The sequence below is a fragment of the Alishewanella jeotgali KCTC 22429 genome (assembly GCF_000245735.1).
GTDB classification, from domain to species: domain Bacteria; phylum Pseudomonadota; class Gammaproteobacteria; order Enterobacterales; family Alteromonadaceae; genus Alishewanella; species Alishewanella jeotgali.
Genome location: NZ_AHTH01000017.1, coordinates 56,076 through 72,651 on the forward strand (window position 1 = coordinate 56,076; position 16,576 = coordinate 72,651).

The window sequence follows — 16,576 nt, forward strand, 5'->3', positions numbered from 1 at the left end:
TCGGAGTCTTTATGCAACGACTGCGTGAGTTATCGCGTCGTGTTGAGGCTGTGTATGGCGAAATGGCGGACACCTTTTCCGGTTATCAACGTGCCAGCGGCCTAACCTGCCGTGACAGTTGTGGTGAATGTTGCACTCAAACCACCATTGAGGCGACGGTGCTGGAAGCGTTGCCGCTGGCATTACACCTGTTTGATCAGGGTAAAGCAGAGCAGACACTGACACAACTCGAAGAGTTACCAGAGGTATCTGGCTGCTTTTTTTATCAGCGTTTATCCTTTGATGGTAAACAAGGCCATTGTACTGTGTATCAGCAAAGACCCAGTATTTGCCGGATGTTTGGCGCGGCCGGCTATCGCGACAAACAAGGCCAGGCTTCGCTATCGGTCTGCAAGGTGATTAAAGCGGATAAACTGGAAAAATATCAGCAGCATTTAATTATGCTAACCGCTAACCCACCGCCAATGATGATGAGCATTAAAGAGCAAGTTAGTCAGTTGGACTACGAGCTGGGTAATAAACACTACCCGATTAATCAGGCCTTTAAACTGGCACTGGAAAAAGTGTTGTTAAAAGCCTATTACAGCAGTTTTGACGGTGAGCAGATCGCCTGAATTAATCTGAATTAAGCAGACCGCATGCCGGGCTCGCAAACCCGGCGTGCACTTTTTATCCCAGAGCTAATCAGGCTCAGTGTTAAAACCCGGCCAGCACAATCTTACCTATTGCTTTACCGCTCTCTAACAGTGCATGCGCCTGCTTTAAATTTTCCGCATTAATCTTGCCGAAGCTCTGCTTGAGCGTGGTATTAATCTGGCCCTGCTCAATCAGGCGGCTAAGATCGGTCAGAATTTGATGCTGGGTCAGCAGATCTGGTGTGCTAAACAGCGAGCGGGTGAACATAAACTCCCAGTGCAGCGAAATACTCTTTTGTTTGAGCGGCATAATATCAAGACCGCCAACCGGATCATCAATTAATGCCAGCTTGCCTTGTGGCGCCAGCAACTGCACCAGCTCAGCATAATGCTGATCAGTTTGGGTCAGGCTGGCAACGTGGCTGACCGCCCGGATCCCCAACTGCTGTAGCTGCGGTATTAATGGCTGATTGTGGTTAACCACATAGTGCGCTCCCAGCTCTTGCACCCACTGCTGACTCTCCGGCCGGGACGCCGTCGCTACTATTGTCACTGTCGTCAGTTGGCGGGCCAGCTGCACCAGTATAGAGCCGACACCACCGGCCGCACCTGTTACCAGTAATACCGGCTTGGGATGTTTTAAGCTGGGCGTTGCCAGCTCGAGCCGATCAAACAACAGCTCCCAGGCTGTCAGGGCGGTAAGCGGTAAGGCCGCCGCCTGTTCAAAGCTCAGATTCGCTGGCATCTTACCCACGATCCGCTCATCGACCAGCTGATATTCGGCGTTTGAGCCCTGTCGCTGCAATGCCCCGGCATAATACACCCGATCACCGGGCGCAAAGCGGCTAACCTGCTCACCTACCGCGACCACTTCACCGGCGGCATCCCAGCCCAGCACCTTATATTCACCGGCGGCGGGCGTGACTCTCTTGCGGATCTTGGTATCCACCGGATTAACCGAGACCGCTGCCACCCTAACCAAAATATCGTGGCCTGCGGCGACCGGAGTGGCTAATTCTATATCCAATAACGACGCCGGCTCGCTAATGGCCAGTGATTGCTGATAACCGACTGCTTTCATCTTAGATGCTCCCGTTAACTGGTGAAATGGAACTGATTAACGCCTGTTGCTGTGTCAGGATCTGTAACTGCGCCTGCAGTAAAGTTAAGCGCTCGGCCACAGTAGCGGTAACTGGCCGCACACCGATTTTCAGGCCCAGTACGCTTAAGTGTTCAACCGGGCTGGCTGCCTTGAGCGCCGCACCAACCTGCTGCTCGGTCAGCCAGGAACAGGCCGAGCCCAACTCAGGTGCCTGGGCATTACGGATCGGTTGATGACTGTCGCGCCAGGCACCATAGGCACTGTCTTCGCCGGAGACGCCGGAAAACATCAAACCGGCCAGCAGCCCTGCGTCTTTTGCCGCCTGAATATGTGCAATAGCCGCAGCGGGATCACGACCTTCAAATACCGAACGCCCCCAGTTAATCACCACGCCAACCGGGGCAGCACCCTGCTGTTTTAACTGACTTAAGACGGCAAGCTCATCGCTCAGGCTCAAAAAGCCCTTCGACGGCAACTGCGGTGGCAGATAGGCATCACAATGCTCGACCTGCAGCTGGGCACCCTGCCAGTCCCAACTGAGCAGCTGCTGCATCGACGCCATAAAGCAGGCGGCACTACCTGCAACCTTGTCCCGTGCCGGCGCTGTGTGCAGCATGATAGCTTTAACCGCCTGTCGCCCCAGATGCTGATTTAACTTCAGAATCGCCTGGCGGGCGGCCTGCATAAAGTCGAGTGCCGCCTGGCGCCCCGCCGGATCGGTCGATGCCAGCCCGAAGCCGGGCTGAGTCGCCAGTGCATTCATCACCCCGGGAATAGTCGTAAATACATAATCCCAGTGCGGCGCCAGATGCTGTAAAAACCAGGCATCATCATGCTGATGCAGTTGCCCGAGAAAGGGATGCTCTAGTCCTTTGACCTCTGCTAAGCCTGCCAGCCCACGATAATAGTCGGCCTCCAGCTGCGCGTCCCAACCGCTGACATTGGCCGAAGCGGCATAAGCACCAAGAAAATATCCCATGTTGTTCCATCGCTTAACCTGTGATGTCATTATCATAACCTGATTAGGCGAAAAGTCGCAGCCTGTTAGCCGCTCATCGGTTAGCATCTGCCGCGCGGCGCCGGATAATTGTGGTAGGCCGCGAAAATCCGTACACTGCACTCTCCCGCTTTTAACGTTAAGGTTGTTGTATGAAGTTCTTATACCTGCTGTTACCGCTTGCGCTGCTGGCAGCCTGCTCACCCCAAACACCACCGGTCAGTGAGGCCCTTAGTACAGACGCTGCCACCCCGGCGCGGATCTTTACCAGTGGTAAGCATTATCAGGTATTGAGCAAGCCGCTCACCGAGCCGGCCGCGCAGCAAGGCTTAACCGAATATTTCTGGCTCGGTTGTCCGCATTGTCAGAACTTTGAACCCTTATTAAAAGCTTATCTGGCTGAGCGGCCACAAGTCTCGCTGCTGCGCCGCCATCCGGCTTTAGGCGAGCGCTGGGCTTTTGATGCCAGTGTGTTTTATGCTTTGCAATTAGGGGGCAACGCTGCCCTGACGGATGCGCTCTTTACGCTGTACCGAGACACCCGGGTAGAGAAAAACCAGCTCCCTGATCTGGCAGCTATCAATGCCTTCTTGGCGCAGCATCAGCTGGATAGCAACGCCTTTAGTGAACTGGCAAACTCAGAGCAGGCACGGGCGCTAATGGAGCAGGCTAACCGCGAGATGTTGGATAACCGTATTCAGGGCGTGCCGGCGATTGTGGTAAAGGGTAAGTATCTGGTCGGTACTGAGTTACCGGACGATATTCAGTCAAATGAAGATTATTTTCAGCTATTGGATTATCTGCTGCAAAAAGACTAACGCAGCGCACCTAAGCTGAAACCTCTGCAGCTTAGGCTGTCAGACGCAATGTTAGCGCCAGAGCAAAACAGGCCGGATTAATCGTCCGGCCCGCTTAGCGTAAACACCAGATGTTTACGTAAATCTTTTAGCACAAAACCCTTTTTCAGCATTAACGCACTCAGCCGCTTTTGCCACAGCAATAACTGTGGCTGTGCTGCCTCTAACTGTGCCTGTTCAGCAAATTGCAGCCGCACCAGCAAAGACCCCGGAAAGGCTTCATATTCCATACTAAACCAGGCCTGCACTACACCGGCTAGTTCCGCCAGTGCCTGCTGCTCCAGACTGGTCACCGCCGCCATCACGGCGGCCTGTTGTTTAAGTTGTACTTTAGAAAGTTTTTTCATCTTGCTTCTTATTCAACAATACTGCCCAGCGACCCAGCCAGAGCTCCAGGCCCATTGGAAATTGTAGCCACCGAGCCAACCGGTGACATCGACTACCTCGCCGATAAAATACAGACCCGGCTGCTTTTTTACCTCCATCGTTTTGGACGATAGCTCATCGGTATCGACGCCACCTAAGGTCACTTCAGCTGTGCGGTAGCCTTCGGTGCCGTTCGGTTTAAAAATATAGCGCTGCAGGCTGTCGACCAGCCGCTCGATACTTTTCGGATTTAGCGCTTTCAGCGGCTGATTTTGAAACACATTAAGCTCTAAAAGTTTTTCTACCAGGCGCTTGGGTAGCGCTCGTGCCAGAGCGGTTTTTAGCTCCTGCGCCGGATGCTGTCGCTGCAACTCGGTTAGCAGCGCTGTTAAGTCCTGGCCTGCTACCAGGTTAATCGTCAGCTCATCGCCGGGTTGCCAGTAGTTGGAGATTTGCAAAATCGCCGGGCCGCTTAGGCCGCGATGGGTAAACAGCATATCCTCCGGAAACAGGACCTCATTGGCCTCGGCGGTCACTGGCAGCGACACTCCGCTGATTTCTTCAAACACGGCTTTATCGGCCGGTTGCCAGGTTAGCGGTACCAAGCCGGCGCGCAGTGGCAGCACCTTTAAGCCAAATTGCTCAGCCAGTTGGTAACCAAAAGCCGTCGCTCCAAGATTAGGCAGGCTTAGGCCGCCGCTGGCAATCACCAGACTCTGGCACTGCCGGCTGAGCTGTGGCGTAACAACCTGATACTGACCATCCTGATAGCTAACCGTCGTGATCTCCTGCTGCAGCGCAATCTGCACACCGGCTTTATCACATTCCTGCTGTAGCATCTCAACGATATCTTTGGCACTGTCATCACAAAACAGCTGGCCCAGAGTTTTTTCATGGTAGGCAATGCCATATTGCTGCACCAGCGCAATAAAATCCCACTGCGTGTAGCGGCTCAGCGCCGATTTACAGAAATGGCGGTTTTGCGATAAATAATTGGCCGGGCTGGCATAGATATTGGTGAAATTACAACGCCCGCCGCCCGACATCAGAATTTTGCGGCCGATGCGCTTGCCATTATCCAGTACTAAGGTTTTACGGCCGCGCTTTGCCGCTTCAATGGCGCAAAATAAACCGGCCGCACCCGCGCCGACCACAATCACATCCCACTGCTGCATCTTAGCTGCGCTCCGCCACAGTGCTAAGCGACTGCTGATAGCCAGCTAACAGCGCTGCCCAGTCAGTATCCTGCCAGTGGAACTGGGCGAGTTTACCGCGCTCCTTATTAAAGGAGCGCAGCAGACGCGCTAAATTCTGCTCAGTCCACTGTCCCGGCTCACGGCGCTCGCACTTATCAAAATCAATCAGCCAGACCTTGCCAGCGCTATCCAGCATAATATTGCGACAATTCAGATCCGAATGATAAACCCCCAGCCGGTGCATCTGTGCGATCGCCTGGCCCACAGCCTGCCATTCCTCAGCAGTCATGGCCCTTTGCTGCAAAATCGCCGCCAGATCTTTACTGTCCGGGATCAGCTCAATCAGTAAGTCAGCACGATAAATTAAACCACTACGCTGATAACGCGCGGCTACCGGTCTTGGCACCGCCAGGCCCTGCGCACGCATCCAGCTTAATAACTGGTATTCCTGCATCGCCCGGCTTTGTGCCACCGGCTGCAGCCAGAATTGATCATGCAGCAGCTTGCCGACCAGGCCGCCACGGTAATAATGCCGCAGCACCAGTTTATGCCCGCCGTGTTGGACAAAATAGGCGGTATTGCGGCCGCTGGAGCTACCAATCACCGCTTGCTGCTGTTGCCACCAGGCACTTTGAAACTGCTCAGCGGCGATATCAGTAAAAAACGCCGGATCGTACCAATAGCTGGCGTTACCGGCTTGCTTAGTCTGATAGGCTGACGTGTGCGCTAAAGGCTGGCTTGGCATAATGGTTCCTGCAACAAGAAGGTTGATAGCATCCAGGGTGCGCGCCGTGGCGCCCTGCTGCCGGGAGAAAAACTGTTGGGCACGTTGCCCGAGCTGTTGACGTAAGCTGACATCGCTAAGCAGCTGACAACAGCTGGCAAACAGCTGCTCACTATCGGCTACCAGCACCACGGCCTGCTGTTGCTGCAGCTGCCGGTACGCCTCATTAAAATTAAAAATATGCGGTCCGCTTTGTACTGCTTTGCCAAAGCAAATGGCTTCCAGCGGATTATGGCCGCCGCGCTCGATTAGACTGCCTCCGATAAACACCAGATCGGCCAGCTGATACCAGGCCAGCAGTTCGCCCATCGAATCACCGACCGCAATTTCGGTGTCTGCTCCGGGTAACTGCCCGCTACTGCGGCGCCAGACGCTATACCCCTGGGCTTGCGCCAGCTGTGCAACCTTGTCAAAACGCTCCGGATGGCGTGGTACCAGTAACAGTAATAACTGCGGGAAGCGCTGTTTTAAGCGTGGATAAAGCGCCAGTAACTGCTCATCCTCACCAGCATGGGTACTGGCAGCGACCCACACCAGCCGCGATTTTAATAGCGGCGAAAATTGCGTTACCAGCTGCGCGGTTTGCGCTGGGATCGCCAATTCAAACTTTAGATTACCCGTCACTTGCAGGGTATTACCAAAACCCAGCGCCTGAAAGCGGCGGGCACTGGCGCGATCCTGGGTTAATAACAGGCTGATATTATTCAGTAACGGCCGGGTTAAGGCACTAAAGCGACGATACCCCTTAGCTGAGCGGGCCGATAAACGGGCATTAACGACCACCACCGGAATGTGTCGCTTTCGGCAAGCAGCGAGTAAGTTAGGCCACAGCTCAGTTTCCACAATTACCAGCAACGTTGGCTGAAGCGCGTCTAAAAAGCGCCGAACACTGCCGGGATAATCCAGTGGCAAATAGCAGTGCTGCACACTCTCACCAAAGCGGCTACTGATGGTCGCCGAACCCGTTGGGGTCGTGCCGGTAACGGTCAACGGCAAGGTTGGATGCTGCTGTTGCAGCTGCTTAATTAACGGTGTGGCGGCAATAGTTTCGCCAACGGAGACCGCATGCACCACTATGCCGCCTGGTTGCAGCCCACGTTTTTTTAAACCCAAGCTAAAACGCTCTAGCAGACGCTGCCGGTACGCCGGGTCCTTGCGTGAGCGCCAATAGAAATACAGCAGCAATAACGGCAATAGTAAATAAAGTCCGAGTTGGTAAAGCGCCAGACTAAACCGAGTCACTTAGGCTTCCTGAGGCTTTCTGGCCGCGACAGCAAGCTGAACAAACAGGCTTTCATACTGCTGATTCATCCGTTCGCGACTAAACTCGGTCAACGCCCGGGCTCGGCCGGCATCAGCCAATGGTTGCTGTAGTGCAGGATTAAGTAAACAAGCTTTGAGTAGCTGCGCCATTGCCGAGACATCATTTTCTGCCACTAACCAGCCATCTTCTCCATGCTTGATCACCTCCTGAATGCCCGGCACTTTACTGCCGATCGCAATACACCCCGCAGCCATACCTTCTAACAACGCCAGAGGCATACCCTCGTAATGTGAACTTAACATAGCGATCTGGTTTTGTTGCAATAACTCCGGAACATTCCGTACCACACCCAAAAACTTCACCTGCTGACCAATACCGAGTTGCTGCGCCAGTTTTTCCAGAGGCTTACGATGTAAGGCTTTACCTCCACCGGCCAACAATAACTCCGGCGCTAAACCTTCCGCTTTGAGTAACGCGAGTGCCCGAAACAGGGTCGCATGGTCTTTCTGTTTTGAAAAACGCGCCACCATTACGATATTGGGTGCACGTTCTGTCAGACGAGGAACAGGCGTTTGAAAGGGCTGAGTGTTGATACCATTGGAAATTGCATAACAGCGCTCAGCGGGCATACCTTGTGCGAGCAGCACAGCTTTCACACCTTCAGAACATCCAACTATTGCGGCAGTTCGCCGGCTCAACCAACGTGACTGCGCTAAGCGCCACCAATTGTAGCGTTCTCGGGTATTGTGTTCGACATGGATTAATACCGGAACCTTGGCCAATAATCCGGCATAACGGCCCCACAAATGCTCACTAAAACCATGCGCTACCAATATGTCCGGCTGCAGCTGTTGACATAACTTTACTAAGGCCCAAATCGTTGCAATCTTACTCCAACCCGGCACTACGACTACTGGAACACCTTGCTGCTGCAGCTCGGCAATACGCGCTGGGTCGCCGCGACGTTTTTTGCGCAGCACCAAGGTCGGGCTCAGTTGCTCAGAGTTCAGCGCTGCACGCACCAACGAAATAGCTACCTGTGTTGCACCTCCGGAAAAACCACCGGTAACAAAATGCAAAACCTTAAGTTTCGTTGAGCAAGACATCATACTACTGTCAGACACAATTACTCCGATAACTTGCGGGCTTTAAGAAAGGACTTAAGACCATAGGTTTTCAAATTGAAAAACTGGCTTTGAAAAAAGTAGCTTAGTCGATTCTTAAAGAACAACCACTGCTTTTTATCCGCTTTATCTCGAGTATAGATGTTGCTATCAAAACTATGTTCCGGGCAAAAGGGCTGTGGCGAAATACCCAGTGCTTTTATACCCAGAGCAAAGTGATATTGCAGCATAACGTCAACAGGTCGATAGAATGGAACCGCCTTATCCAGCAGTAATTGCGCGCCTGCCAAACTTACAAATTGTGCAACAGTAGAAACCGGATGTTTTTTGTAATGTACCAAGGAAAACCCTGCCCCTAGCGCTTTACGCTGTATAACAGGCTGAGCTTTGTTTGGCATCGCCAGCTTAATATAATGCCACTGCTCTTTGAGTTGGCTAATCTCATTAACTAGAGCGGGGAGATCGCATTGCACTACAAAATCATCTTCTAAAATCAGCGCAAAATCGAGTTGCTGTGCCACGATTTGCTGCCAACACCTTATATGGCTGATATAACAGCCTTTCTCTCCGGGCTTCAAGAGTTTGTGATAATGCTGTTGGTTCAGAGTGAGCGAATAATATTGGTTTAGCTCCTCTTCACTCATTCTACTTCCATCTGCCGCACTTAATCGCTCTACCGGCAGATCGGGCCAAGCAGCTAACTGAGCGACGGCGTGCTGGTATCGCTCGACTGAGCGATCCAAATTGATGATAAATATTTTAAAGTTCATAAGCGGCCTTACTGCCACATATCTTTAACCCACTGCACCGGCAGTACGCGGCGGTACCACTTACCACTGACGCCGGCGATAGCATCCGGCGGATTCGGCTTACCATGGAAAGCGACAATCTTAGCTCCTTTAGGTATGGTAGCAGGCTTAAACCAGTTCATAATGCCTTTTGGCAAGCAATGGCGTTTAAAGCTAACACACCAGCCTTCCGGCCAGTACTGCAGTTTTCCTTGCCGGGCCAGATTCTGAGTCACAAACTCTTGCTCATTGCGTACCTTAGCCAACTCACGGTCTTTATGGTTTTTCAATAACTCAATCAGATCGCTGTGTGCTCCAATCTCATAACGATATACAGAGGTATTACCAGTATCGTCAGACTTGTCCCACTCTTTTATAACAAAGAATTCGCCCTGCGGTTGAAAGAAGCAATCGATATTGTCAACAATCACCACATCGAGATCGATAAATAACGTAGGGCCGCTGAGGTCGTAAAGCGGGTCAGCAAAACTGGTAACCTTTAGCCAACCGTGGCCAAAGCTCCAGGGCTGACGCTCATCAAAATCTTTGAAACCAACTGCAGGTATGGGTTTCACTTCAATCTTGCTATCAATTCCTACACTATCATCAGTTAGGCAAACAAAGCGAAATGGCAATGTGAGGTTGCGGCTAACCATCGAGTGCAGCTTATTTACGTATTCAGGGCCATATTTTTTACCCCATTTGATACATAGTACGTTTACTGTTGTCATAAATTCCTCGGCACTAGACGCCAGTTTTTGGGCTTTGCCCATACTTTGTTACCTGTTTGGAACGTTTCTTACTTAAAATGCGCTGCTTCTTACCTAAGATAAATGCAGACAGCGGGTTATGGCTAATCGCATACCGAAGCTGAGCAAAAACCCTGAATTTATTCTTAAAGCTGCTTCGGCTAATATCCAGTTCAGGATACATTTCCGCCAACTTGCGTACATCATTCGCCGGGTGCAAGTCGGGGTTTTTCTTGTATAACTCCCCACCTACCGGCCGGGTATGCACGACCGTTACAGCGTCAATTACTGCGATTCTATCGTCCGCACTTAACAAATGAGGCCACAGATTGTCGAGCCCCCATCCAGAGGGACTCTGTTTAAAAGTATGTCGCAGGGTTTGCAGAGCTTTCGCTGAAAAGACGGGAGCCATCACTTCAATAAAGTTAGTCAGACGTAACGCCGAATTATGTTGCACCAGTAAGCTGGAATGCGAAAAGTACGAATCCATACTAAGCGCCGGCTGGGCAAGCGCTAAATCGAAAGCCAGCATAAAACTAAACAAACGGTTTATTTCACTCGCATTTATTAGCAAATCATCATCCGGGAACCATACTGCTTTGTACTGACTAATCAGGTCCCAGTTCTGCTCTACAATACGGCCAATCTCCGGCCATTTACCGCCTTTTGCCTGTTCATAGTAAGTCGCTTGATCGCGATACTTTTGTGGTTCATCACCAAAATAACTCAGAAATACATCAAACATTGGTGCACCGTCTTGTAACCAATGTGGATGCAAAGAACGATCGCCAACACGGGCAACGATTAAGAAAGGCTTTATCATCAAAAACATCCGTTACAGTGGTGAAATGACAAAAACCGGCATAGCTTGCTTGGCGGCCTGTGTCTGTAAAAAGGTTTTGGCAGTTTGTAGGGCTTCGTCAATGGTGACGTCCATATCCAAATAGCGATAAGTCCCTAATCTACCGACGAAAGTAATAGCCTGCTCTTGCTGCGCCAGTGCCACATAATCAGATAACAGCTGCTTATCGTTAACTAAACGTACCGGGTAGTATGGTTCATCATCTTGAGTCGCCTGACGACTGTATTCAGCAAAACACACTGTATCCGCATGCTGTTCCCAAGGCGCAAAGTGCTTATGTTCGCTAATGCGGGTGTAAGGGATCTCTGGATCGCAGTAATTGATAACTGCTGTACCCTGATAATCACCGCTGGCACGAATCTCTTTGAACTCCAGCGTGCGATAGGGTAAGTGGCCTAAACTAAAATCAAAGTAGGCATCTAAGGGCCCAGACCAAAATACGTGATCAAAGTCTGCACACTTTGCGCGGCTTAACTTCGTTTCCAGATGAACAGTGATATTCGGATGGTCCAGCAGCTTTTCAACTAAAGGGGTGTAACCGTGCTCGGGCATCCCCTGAAATTGATGATTAAAATAATTATCATCATAGTTAAAACGTAGCGGCAAACGTTTCAAAATACTGGCTGGAAGCTCTGTTGGTGATAAACCCCATTGCTTTTGTGTGTAGCCCGCAAAAAACGCTCGGTACAAAGCCTCTCCAACAAACTTCATAGCTTGCTGCTCAAAAGTTTCTGGCTCTGCAATGCTATTATCAGCTTGCTGACGAATAAACTCAGCAGCTTCTGTTGGCGACATGGCCTTACCAAAAAACTGATTAATGGTGTGCAAATTAATTGGTAACGAATAAATTTTGCCACCCGCATTCGCTTTGACGCGATTGACATAAGGTTTAAAGACGCTAAGTTGATTTACATAGCGCCAAACATGTTCTTTATCGGTATGAAAAATATGAGGGCCATATTTATGAACCATCACACCGCTTAGGGCGTCACGGGCAGAAAAACAGTTACCAGCGATATGCGAGCGAGGCTCAAACACCGCAACCTTATAACCCGCTTGCGCCAATTCATTCGCAATAATAGCACCGGAAAACCCCGCCCCAGCAATACCGATTGATTTCAAACTATTTTTCCTATAACAACAGTTAAGAATTTAACTGGCCGCGTCATCTTGCGGCCAGCTGTCATTGCAGAGAGTTATTATAACGCAGCCAATAGCACTTCGGCTTTACTGACTTCAAAGGTTTTTGGTGGTTCGACATTTAGCAGGGTAACAACACCATTCTCGACAATCATCGCATAGCGCTGCGACCGCAAACCACCAAAGTCGGCCGTTTCCATCGTTAGGCCAATGGCTTTATGAAAGCTGCCACCACCGTCGGCTAAAAAGGTAATTTCTTCCGCGTTCTGGCTATCCGCCCAGGCTTTCATCACAAAGGCGTCGTTGACAGCGGTACAAACGATAGTGTCCACGCCTTTAGCTTTAATTTGATCGGCCAGCGCAATATAGCCTGGCAAATGCGCTGCAGAACAGGTCGGCGTGAACGCACCCGGCACCGCAAATAACACCACTTTTTTACCGGCGAAAATCTCACTGGTGGTAGGGTTTTTCATGCCATCGGCTGTTAATTGTGAGAAGCTGACTTCTGGTAATCTATCGCCTACTTTAATCATTGCTTATTCCTTAGTGCGCCATGGCGCAAAGCTATTAAATTAACATCAGGCAATCGCCTGATTTATATACACATCAAAGCGGTTATTCTTGCCCTTTACCACTAGCTGCGGGCTTTGTTGCGCCAGCACTTCAGCATAACCGGGGCGTTTTACCACCACGCGGTAGCGCGCCAGCTGTAACGCCGGCGCCAGCAGCGCATCGGCATCGGTATCGCTGCCCACCACGTCATGAAAGGCGCGCATTTCTTTTTTTACCAGTGCCGATTTTTCGCGTGGTGGGAACATCGGATCCAGATAGACCACATCGGCTGGCGGCAGTTCCGTCAGCGCCTGCAATGCCGGGGCAAAATGCAGCTGCATTCGCGCCGCGAGCTCTGCTGTCGCCGGATTGGCCGCGGCCCGGCGCAAACCATCATACAGCAGTGCCGCCACCAGCGGATTGCGCTCTACCAAGGTCACAGCGGCACCGAGATTGGCCAGCACTAAGGCATCACGCCCTAAACCGGCGGTGGCATCAATAATACTCAGGTTGCGCTTTTTGTTCAGGCCACAGGCCTTGGCAATGGCTTCGTCTTTGCCACCACCAAACTGACGCCGGTAACTGGCCGCACCGCTGGCAAAATCGACCAGAATATCGCCCTGCTTTGGTAGATCGGCATGGCGCAATACCAGCGCCTGATCTGCCCAACAGAGGTACCAACCAGCAGGCTCAGTAATAACCGTTAACGGGAAACGCTGTTGTAGCTCATCGGCATAGTCCGCCGGTAAGGAGGTGAGCAATACACTCATTGCTGCATCCCGGCATAGTTTTCGCCAATACTCAGCGCTATGGTTTGACTAATTTGCTGTAAACTCAGTCCGGATTCCTGCTGCCACTGATTAAACTGCTGCTGGATCTGTTGCAGGCTTTTTTTACTGCTAATGCTGCCATCAAACACACCATAGGCTTTCAGATAGGCTTCAACATCCTGAGTCAGCAAAAAGGTATCTTTACCGATGGCACGCAGCGCATAAGGACCGGTATTGCCACCCAGCCGGGCACCATGCTTCTTCAGATAAGCCCAAAGCCCGATAATATCGCTTGTTGGCCAGTTGGCGATAAAGTTCGCAAAGCTGCCATGCTCACGCTGCAGATGATAAATCATCAGCGCATTATCACGGATGGTAAACACCTTGCTTAAATTACGGATAATCCGGGGGTCCTGCGCTTTTTGCTCCAGCATTTCATCACTGAGCAGCAGCATTTTTTCGATATCAAAGTCGAAAAACACTTCGCAAAAACCCGGCCATTTTTGCCGCACCACCCGCCAGACAAAGCCAGACTGAAAAATTTTCTTGGTCAGCTCGGCTAACAGCAAATTATCCGGCAAGGCCGAAAGTTCAGCAGTAGTGCGTGGTTCACTCAGCAAAGCACGCAGCGCCGCCGGGCCGCCTTTACGGGCCTCGGCGCGCTGTAAGATCAGTTTAAAAGATTCTGCCTGACGCAAGCGTCTAACCTCGATCGTGGCCGTGTCAGTCACGGCCCTTAGCGTTGGAAGGATTAATAGGTTACTTCATTAACCAGCGTACATTGACCGTTAACCAGTTGCACCTGCGGCTTAGGTACCACCGCACAGTCAGACATCCGGCCCAGCCGCAGATTCTCTGCCTCTGCTGCCTGATTATAGGCTTCCAGTTTCTTTAACAGTGCCGCCTGATCCTTACCTTTGGTCGAGACCGCGACATATTCCGCCGGCCCCCCACAAGGCTTATGCCCCAGCGGTAATACCAGACACTGCTGCACATTGTCAGCACTTTTATCTGCAATCAACGCCAGCACTTCGCGGCGCAGCTCGTTGACGTCAGCGACTTGCTCAATTTGACTCATCAGTTGCTTCCTCGCTTGGGTCGCTTTTATCGGATCACGCTGCGGATCAATGGCTTCTACCAGCGGCGCTGGTGCAACCCGGGCTTCACCGGTACCGGCCGCCTGTTGGCAGGCGCTGAGTGTTAAGGCTGCCGTCGCCAGCAACAGCGGGAATAGCTTGCGCGGGATTCGCTTGCTCATAGATTGTCCTTAAACTAATACAGTATCCAGTTTAACTGGCAATGCCCATATGTCGCAGCAAGGCCTCATTTGATGGCTCGCGACCACGGAAACCTTTAAATAGCTCCATTGGCTCGGCACTGCCACCGCGCTCTAAAATCCAGTGCAGGAAATCCTGGCCGGTTTGCGGGTTAAATACGCCTTCTTCTTCAAAACGGCTAAAGGCATCGGCCGATAACACTTCGGCCCACAGGTAACTATAATAGCCTGCGGCATAGCCACCGGCAAAGATATGACCAAAACTGTGTTGAAAACGGTTAAAGCGTGGCGGCACTATCACCGATACCTGGCTGCGCACCTCATCCAGCAATTGCTGGACCCGACCGCCCAAAGCCGGGTCGTACTCGGCATGCAGCCGCATATCAAACAGGGCAAACTCCAGTTGCCGCACTAAAAACAGCGCCGACTGGAAGTTTTTCGCCGCCAGCATTTTTTGCAGCAAGTCGGCCGGCAGTGGCTCGCCGCTTTCATAATGGCCGGAGATCAGCTGCAACGCCTCAGGCGCCCAGCACCAGTTTTCTAAAAACTGGCTTGGTAACTCGACCGCATCCCAGGCCACACCATTAATACCGGCCACCGCAGCAGCATCGACCTGGGTTAGCATATGATGCAAGCCATGACCAAACTCATGGAACAGGGTAATCACTTCATCGTGGGTAAAGAGAGCTGGCTTGCCACCGACCGGTTTATTAAAGTTACAGGTTAAATAGGCGACCGGGGTTTGCAGCTGGCCATCGGCCAGCCAGCGCCGGCCACGGCAATCATCCATCCAGGCACCGCCTCGTTTTTTGCTGCGGGCATACAAATCCAGATAAAAGCTGCCGCGCAAGCTGCCATCGGCGGCGAAAATATCATAAAACTGTACATCCGGGTGCCAGACATCGACGCCGTCACGCGCCCTAATCCGAATACCAAACAGTTTTTCTAATACGATAAATAAGCCCGGCACCACCTTAGTGGCCGGAAAATAAGGCCGTAACTGCTCATCCGATACCGCGTAACGGGCTTGCTTTAACTTTTCGGCATAGTAGCTGATATCCCAAGCGTTTAAGCTGCTGACACCATACTCAGTTTGCGCAAAGGCGCTAAGCTCTGCCAAATCACGCTGCGCCTGTGGTTTCGCCCGGCGCGCTAAATCAGTTAAAAAGTCCAGCACCTGCGCCGGGTTATCGGCCATCTTGGTCGCCAACGACTCTTCGGCGGCATTACTAAAGTCCAGCAGCTGCGCCAGCTCATGTTTTAAGGCCAGGGTTTCTTCAATAATGGCGCTGTTATCAAACTGCCCGGCCGTCGGGCCCTGATCAGAAGCGCGGGTACAATAGGCGCTGTACATTGTTTCGCGCAGGGCCGCATTATCGGCATAGGTCATCACCGCGATATAGCTGGGGAACTCCAGCGTAAACACCCAACCGCTTAGCTCACGGCTTTGCGCCTCTTCAGCCGCCGCAATACGTGCATCCTCCGGTAAACCAGCGAGCTCAGCCTCATCTGTGACCTGTTTAAACCAGGCCTGAGTCGCATCCAGCGTATTGTTGGAAAAGGTGGAGCTTAATTCCGACAGCCGGCTTTGGATCTCGCCATAGCGCTGCTTTTTCTGCTCTGGCAAACCGATACCGGATAACTTGAAATCACGCAGCGCATTGGTCACCACCTTTTGTTGCGCGGTCGTCAAACCGGCAAACTCCGGACTTTGCGCCAGCGCCTGATACTTTTGATACAGGCCCTCATGCTGCCCCAGCCAGGTGCTAAAATCAGATAACAGCGGCAAACAGCTCTCGTATGCCGCTCGCAGCTCCGGGCTGTTGGCCACAGAATTTAAATGCGATACCGGTGACCAGAGCTTATTTAGCCGATCCGAACCCTGCTCTAACTGCTCCACTATCGCCTGCCAACTGTTCTCGCTACTGGCAACCACCTGCTCAACCACGGCTCTGGCGTCACTGATCGCCTGCTCCACCGCAGGTTTTACCTGCTCGGGCTGAATTTTCGAAAAGGGTGGTAAGTCAGTAAAGCTAAGTAACGGATTATCGCTCACGGCAGTCATCGGCAGGGTTCCTGTAAAATTCGCTATTGTGAATATGTTGGGGCCGGCG

At 51.7% G+C, this 16,576-nt stretch carries 17 protein-coding genes; 2 read left to right on the forward strand and 15 right to left on the reverse strand.

Annotated features, from left to right (window positions below):
- Positions 1 to 11: 11 nt before the first annotated feature.
- The gene (locus AJE_RS07175) at positions 12 to 614 is read left to right on the forward strand and encodes a YkgJ family cysteine cluster protein (RefSeq protein WP_008950293.1); all 603 of its coding nucleotides are present in this window, start codon (positions 12 to 14) and stop codon (positions 612 to 614) included.
- 82 nt (positions 615 to 696) lie between these two features.
- Here the strand turns inward: AJE_RS07175 and AJE_RS07180 are convergent, their stop codons facing one another.
- Together AJE_RS07180 and AJE_RS07185 are read right to left on the reverse strand one after the other, a co-directional pair.
- Positions 697 to 1,716 (reverse strand): zinc-binding alcohol dehydrogenase family protein, encoded by a 1,020-nt coding sequence (locus tag AJE_RS07180; RefSeq protein WP_008950294.1) that lies wholly within the window; start codon positions 1,714 to 1,716, stop codon positions 697 to 699.
- A 1-nt stretch (position 1,717) separates the two neighbouring features.
- Entirely contained in the window at positions 1,718 to 2,746 is a 1,029-nt protein-coding gene (locus tag AJE_RS07185; RefSeq protein WP_237709319.1) for a DUF4862 family protein, read from the reverse strand.
- Between the two features lie 140 nt (positions 2,747 to 2,886).
- Here AJE_RS07185 and AJE_RS07190 point away from each other — a divergent pair, with 140 nt between their 5' ends.
- Complete coding sequence (locus AJE_RS07190; RefSeq protein ID WP_008606689.1) at positions 2,887 to 3,552, forward strand: thiol:disulfide interchange protein DsbA/DsbL; 666 nt, start codon at positions 2,887 to 2,889, stop codon at positions 3,550 to 3,552.
- A gap of 77 nt (positions 3,553 to 3,629) precedes the next feature.
- Here AJE_RS07190 and AJE_RS07195 read toward each other — a convergent pair whose 3' ends face one another.
- From AJE_RS07195 to prlC, 13 genes are all read right to left on the reverse strand, one after another.
- The gene (locus AJE_RS07195) at positions 3,630 to 3,938 is read right to left on the reverse strand and encodes a hypothetical protein (RefSeq protein ID WP_008950296.1); all 309 of its coding nucleotides are present in this window, start codon (positions 3,936 to 3,938) and stop codon (positions 3,630 to 3,632) included.
- A gap of 12 nt (positions 3,939 to 3,950) precedes the next feature.
- Complete coding sequence (locus AJE_RS07200; RefSeq protein ID WP_008950297.1) at positions 3,951 to 5,132, reverse strand: BaiN/RdsA family NAD(P)/FAD-dependent oxidoreductase; 1,182 nt, start codon at positions 5,130 to 5,132, stop codon at positions 3,951 to 3,953.
- Position 5,133: 1 nt separating this feature from the next.
- On the reverse strand, positions 5,134 to 7,179 hold the full coding sequence (gene waaA, locus AJE_RS07205) for a lipid IV(A) 3-deoxy-D-manno-octulosonic acid transferase (protein WP_008950298.1): 2,046 nt from the start codon (positions 7,177 to 7,179) through the stop codon (positions 5,134 to 5,136).
- On the reverse strand, positions 7,180 to 8,325 hold the full coding sequence (locus AJE_RS07210) for a glycosyltransferase (RefSeq protein ID WP_202799376.1): 1,146 nt from the start codon (positions 8,323 to 8,325) through the stop codon (positions 7,180 to 7,182).
- A gap of 2 nt (positions 8,326 to 8,327) precedes the next feature.
- The gene (locus AJE_RS07215) at positions 8,328 to 9,095 is read right to left on the reverse strand and encodes a glycosyltransferase family 25 protein (RefSeq protein WP_008950300.1); all 768 of its coding nucleotides are present in this window, start codon (positions 9,093 to 9,095) and stop codon (positions 8,328 to 8,330) included.
- Between the two features lie 8 nt (positions 9,096 to 9,103).
- Positions 9,104 to 9,844, reverse strand: a complete 741-nt coding sequence (locus AJE_RS07220; RefSeq protein ID WP_237709320.1) for a glycosyltransferase — start codon at positions 9,842 to 9,844, stop codon at positions 9,104 to 9,106.
- A 13-nt stretch (positions 9,845 to 9,857) separates the two neighbouring features.
- Positions 9,858 to 10,685, reverse strand: coding sequence for a DUF707 domain-containing protein (locus tag AJE_RS07225; RefSeq protein WP_008950301.1), 828 nt, complete (start codon positions 10,683 to 10,685; stop codon positions 9,858 to 9,860).
- A gap of 12 nt (positions 10,686 to 10,697) precedes the next feature.
- Entirely contained in the window at positions 10,698 to 11,846 is a 1,149-nt protein-coding gene (glf, locus tag AJE_RS07230; RefSeq protein ID WP_008950302.1) for a UDP-galactopyranose mutase, read from the reverse strand.
- A 77-nt stretch (positions 11,847 to 11,923) separates the two neighbouring features.
- Positions 11,924 to 12,397, reverse strand: a complete 474-nt coding sequence (locus tag AJE_RS07235; RefSeq protein WP_008606679.1) for a peroxiredoxin — start codon at positions 12,395 to 12,397, stop codon at positions 11,924 to 11,926.
- Positions 12,398 to 12,442: 45 nt separating this feature from the next.
- Entirely contained in the window at positions 12,443 to 13,186 is a 744-nt protein-coding gene (locus tag AJE_RS07240; RefSeq protein ID WP_008950303.1) for a class I SAM-dependent methyltransferase, read from the reverse strand.
- Positions 13,183 to 13,884 carry a DNA-3-methyladenine glycosylase I gene (locus tag AJE_RS07245; RefSeq protein ID WP_008950304.1) on the reverse strand — a complete coding sequence of 234 codons (702 nt, stop codon included), beginning with the start codon at positions 13,882 to 13,884 and terminating at the stop codon, positions 13,183 to 13,185. The genes AJE_RS07240 and AJE_RS07245 overlap by 4 nt, the downstream gene beginning before the upstream one ends.
- Positions 13,885 to 13,937: 53 nt before the next feature.
- On the reverse strand, positions 13,938 to 14,444 hold the full coding sequence (locus tag AJE_RS07250) for a hypothetical protein (protein ID WP_008950305.1): 507 nt from the start codon (positions 14,442 to 14,444) through the stop codon (positions 13,938 to 13,940).
- A gap of 31 nt (positions 14,445 to 14,475) precedes the next feature.
- Positions 14,476 to 16,527, reverse strand: coding sequence for an oligopeptidase A (gene prlC, locus AJE_RS07255; RefSeq protein ID WP_008950306.1), 2,052 nt, complete (start codon positions 16,525 to 16,527; stop codon positions 14,476 to 14,478).
- Between the last annotated feature and the right edge of the window lie 49 nt (positions 16,528 to 16,576).

Bases quoted from the DNA above. Each gene is read 5' to 3' on its own strand.
- AJE_RS07185 (WP_237709319.1), bottom strand. From the start codon at position 2,746: ATGACATCACAGGTTAAGCGATGGAACAACATGGGATATTTTCTTGGT.
- AJE_RS07180 (WP_008950294.1), bottom strand. From the start codon at position 1,716: ATGAAAGCAGTCGGTTATCAGCAATCACTGGCCATTAGCGAGCCGGCG.
- AJE_RS07235 (WP_008606679.1), bottom strand. From the start codon at position 12,397: ATGATTAAAGTAGGCGATAGATTACCAGAAGTCAGCTTCTCACAATTA.
- AJE_RS07225 (WP_008950301.1), bottom strand. From the start codon at position 10,685: ATGATAAAGCCTTTCTTAATCGTTGCCCGTGTTGGCGATCGTTCTTTG.
- AJE_RS07220 (WP_237709320.1), bottom strand. From the start codon at position 9,844: ATGACAACAGTAAACGTACTATGTATCAAATGGGGTAAAAAATATGGC.
- AJE_RS07175 (WP_008950293.1), top strand. From the start codon at position 12: ATGCAACGACTGCGTGAGTTATCGCGTCGTGTTGAGGCTGTGTATGGC.
- AJE_RS07195 (WP_008950296.1), bottom strand. From the start codon at position 3,938: ATGAAAAAACTTTCTAAAGTACAACTTAAACAACAGGCCGCCGTGATG.
- AJE_RS07240 (WP_008950303.1), bottom strand. From the start codon at position 13,186: ATGAGTGTATTGCTCACCTCCTTACCGGCGGACTATGCCGATGAGCTA.
- AJE_RS07190 (WP_008606689.1), top strand. From the start codon at position 2,887: ATGAAGTTCTTATACCTGCTGTTACCGCTTGCGCTGCTGGCAGCCTGC.
- AJE_RS07215 (WP_008950300.1), bottom strand. From the start codon at position 9,095: ATGAACTTTAAAATATTTATCATCAATTTGGATCGCTCAGTCGAGCGA.
- AJE_RS07200 (WP_008950297.1), bottom strand. From the start codon at position 5,132: ATGCAGCAGTGGGATGTGATTGTGGTCGGCGCGGGTGCGGCCGGTTTA.
- AJE_RS07250 (WP_008950305.1), bottom strand. From the start codon at position 14,444: ATGAGCAAGCGAATCCCGCGCAAGCTATTCCCGCTGTTGCTGGCGACG.
- prlC (WP_008950306.1), bottom strand. From the start codon at position 16,527: ATGACTGCCGTGAGCGATAATCCGTTACTTAGCTTTACTGACTTACCA.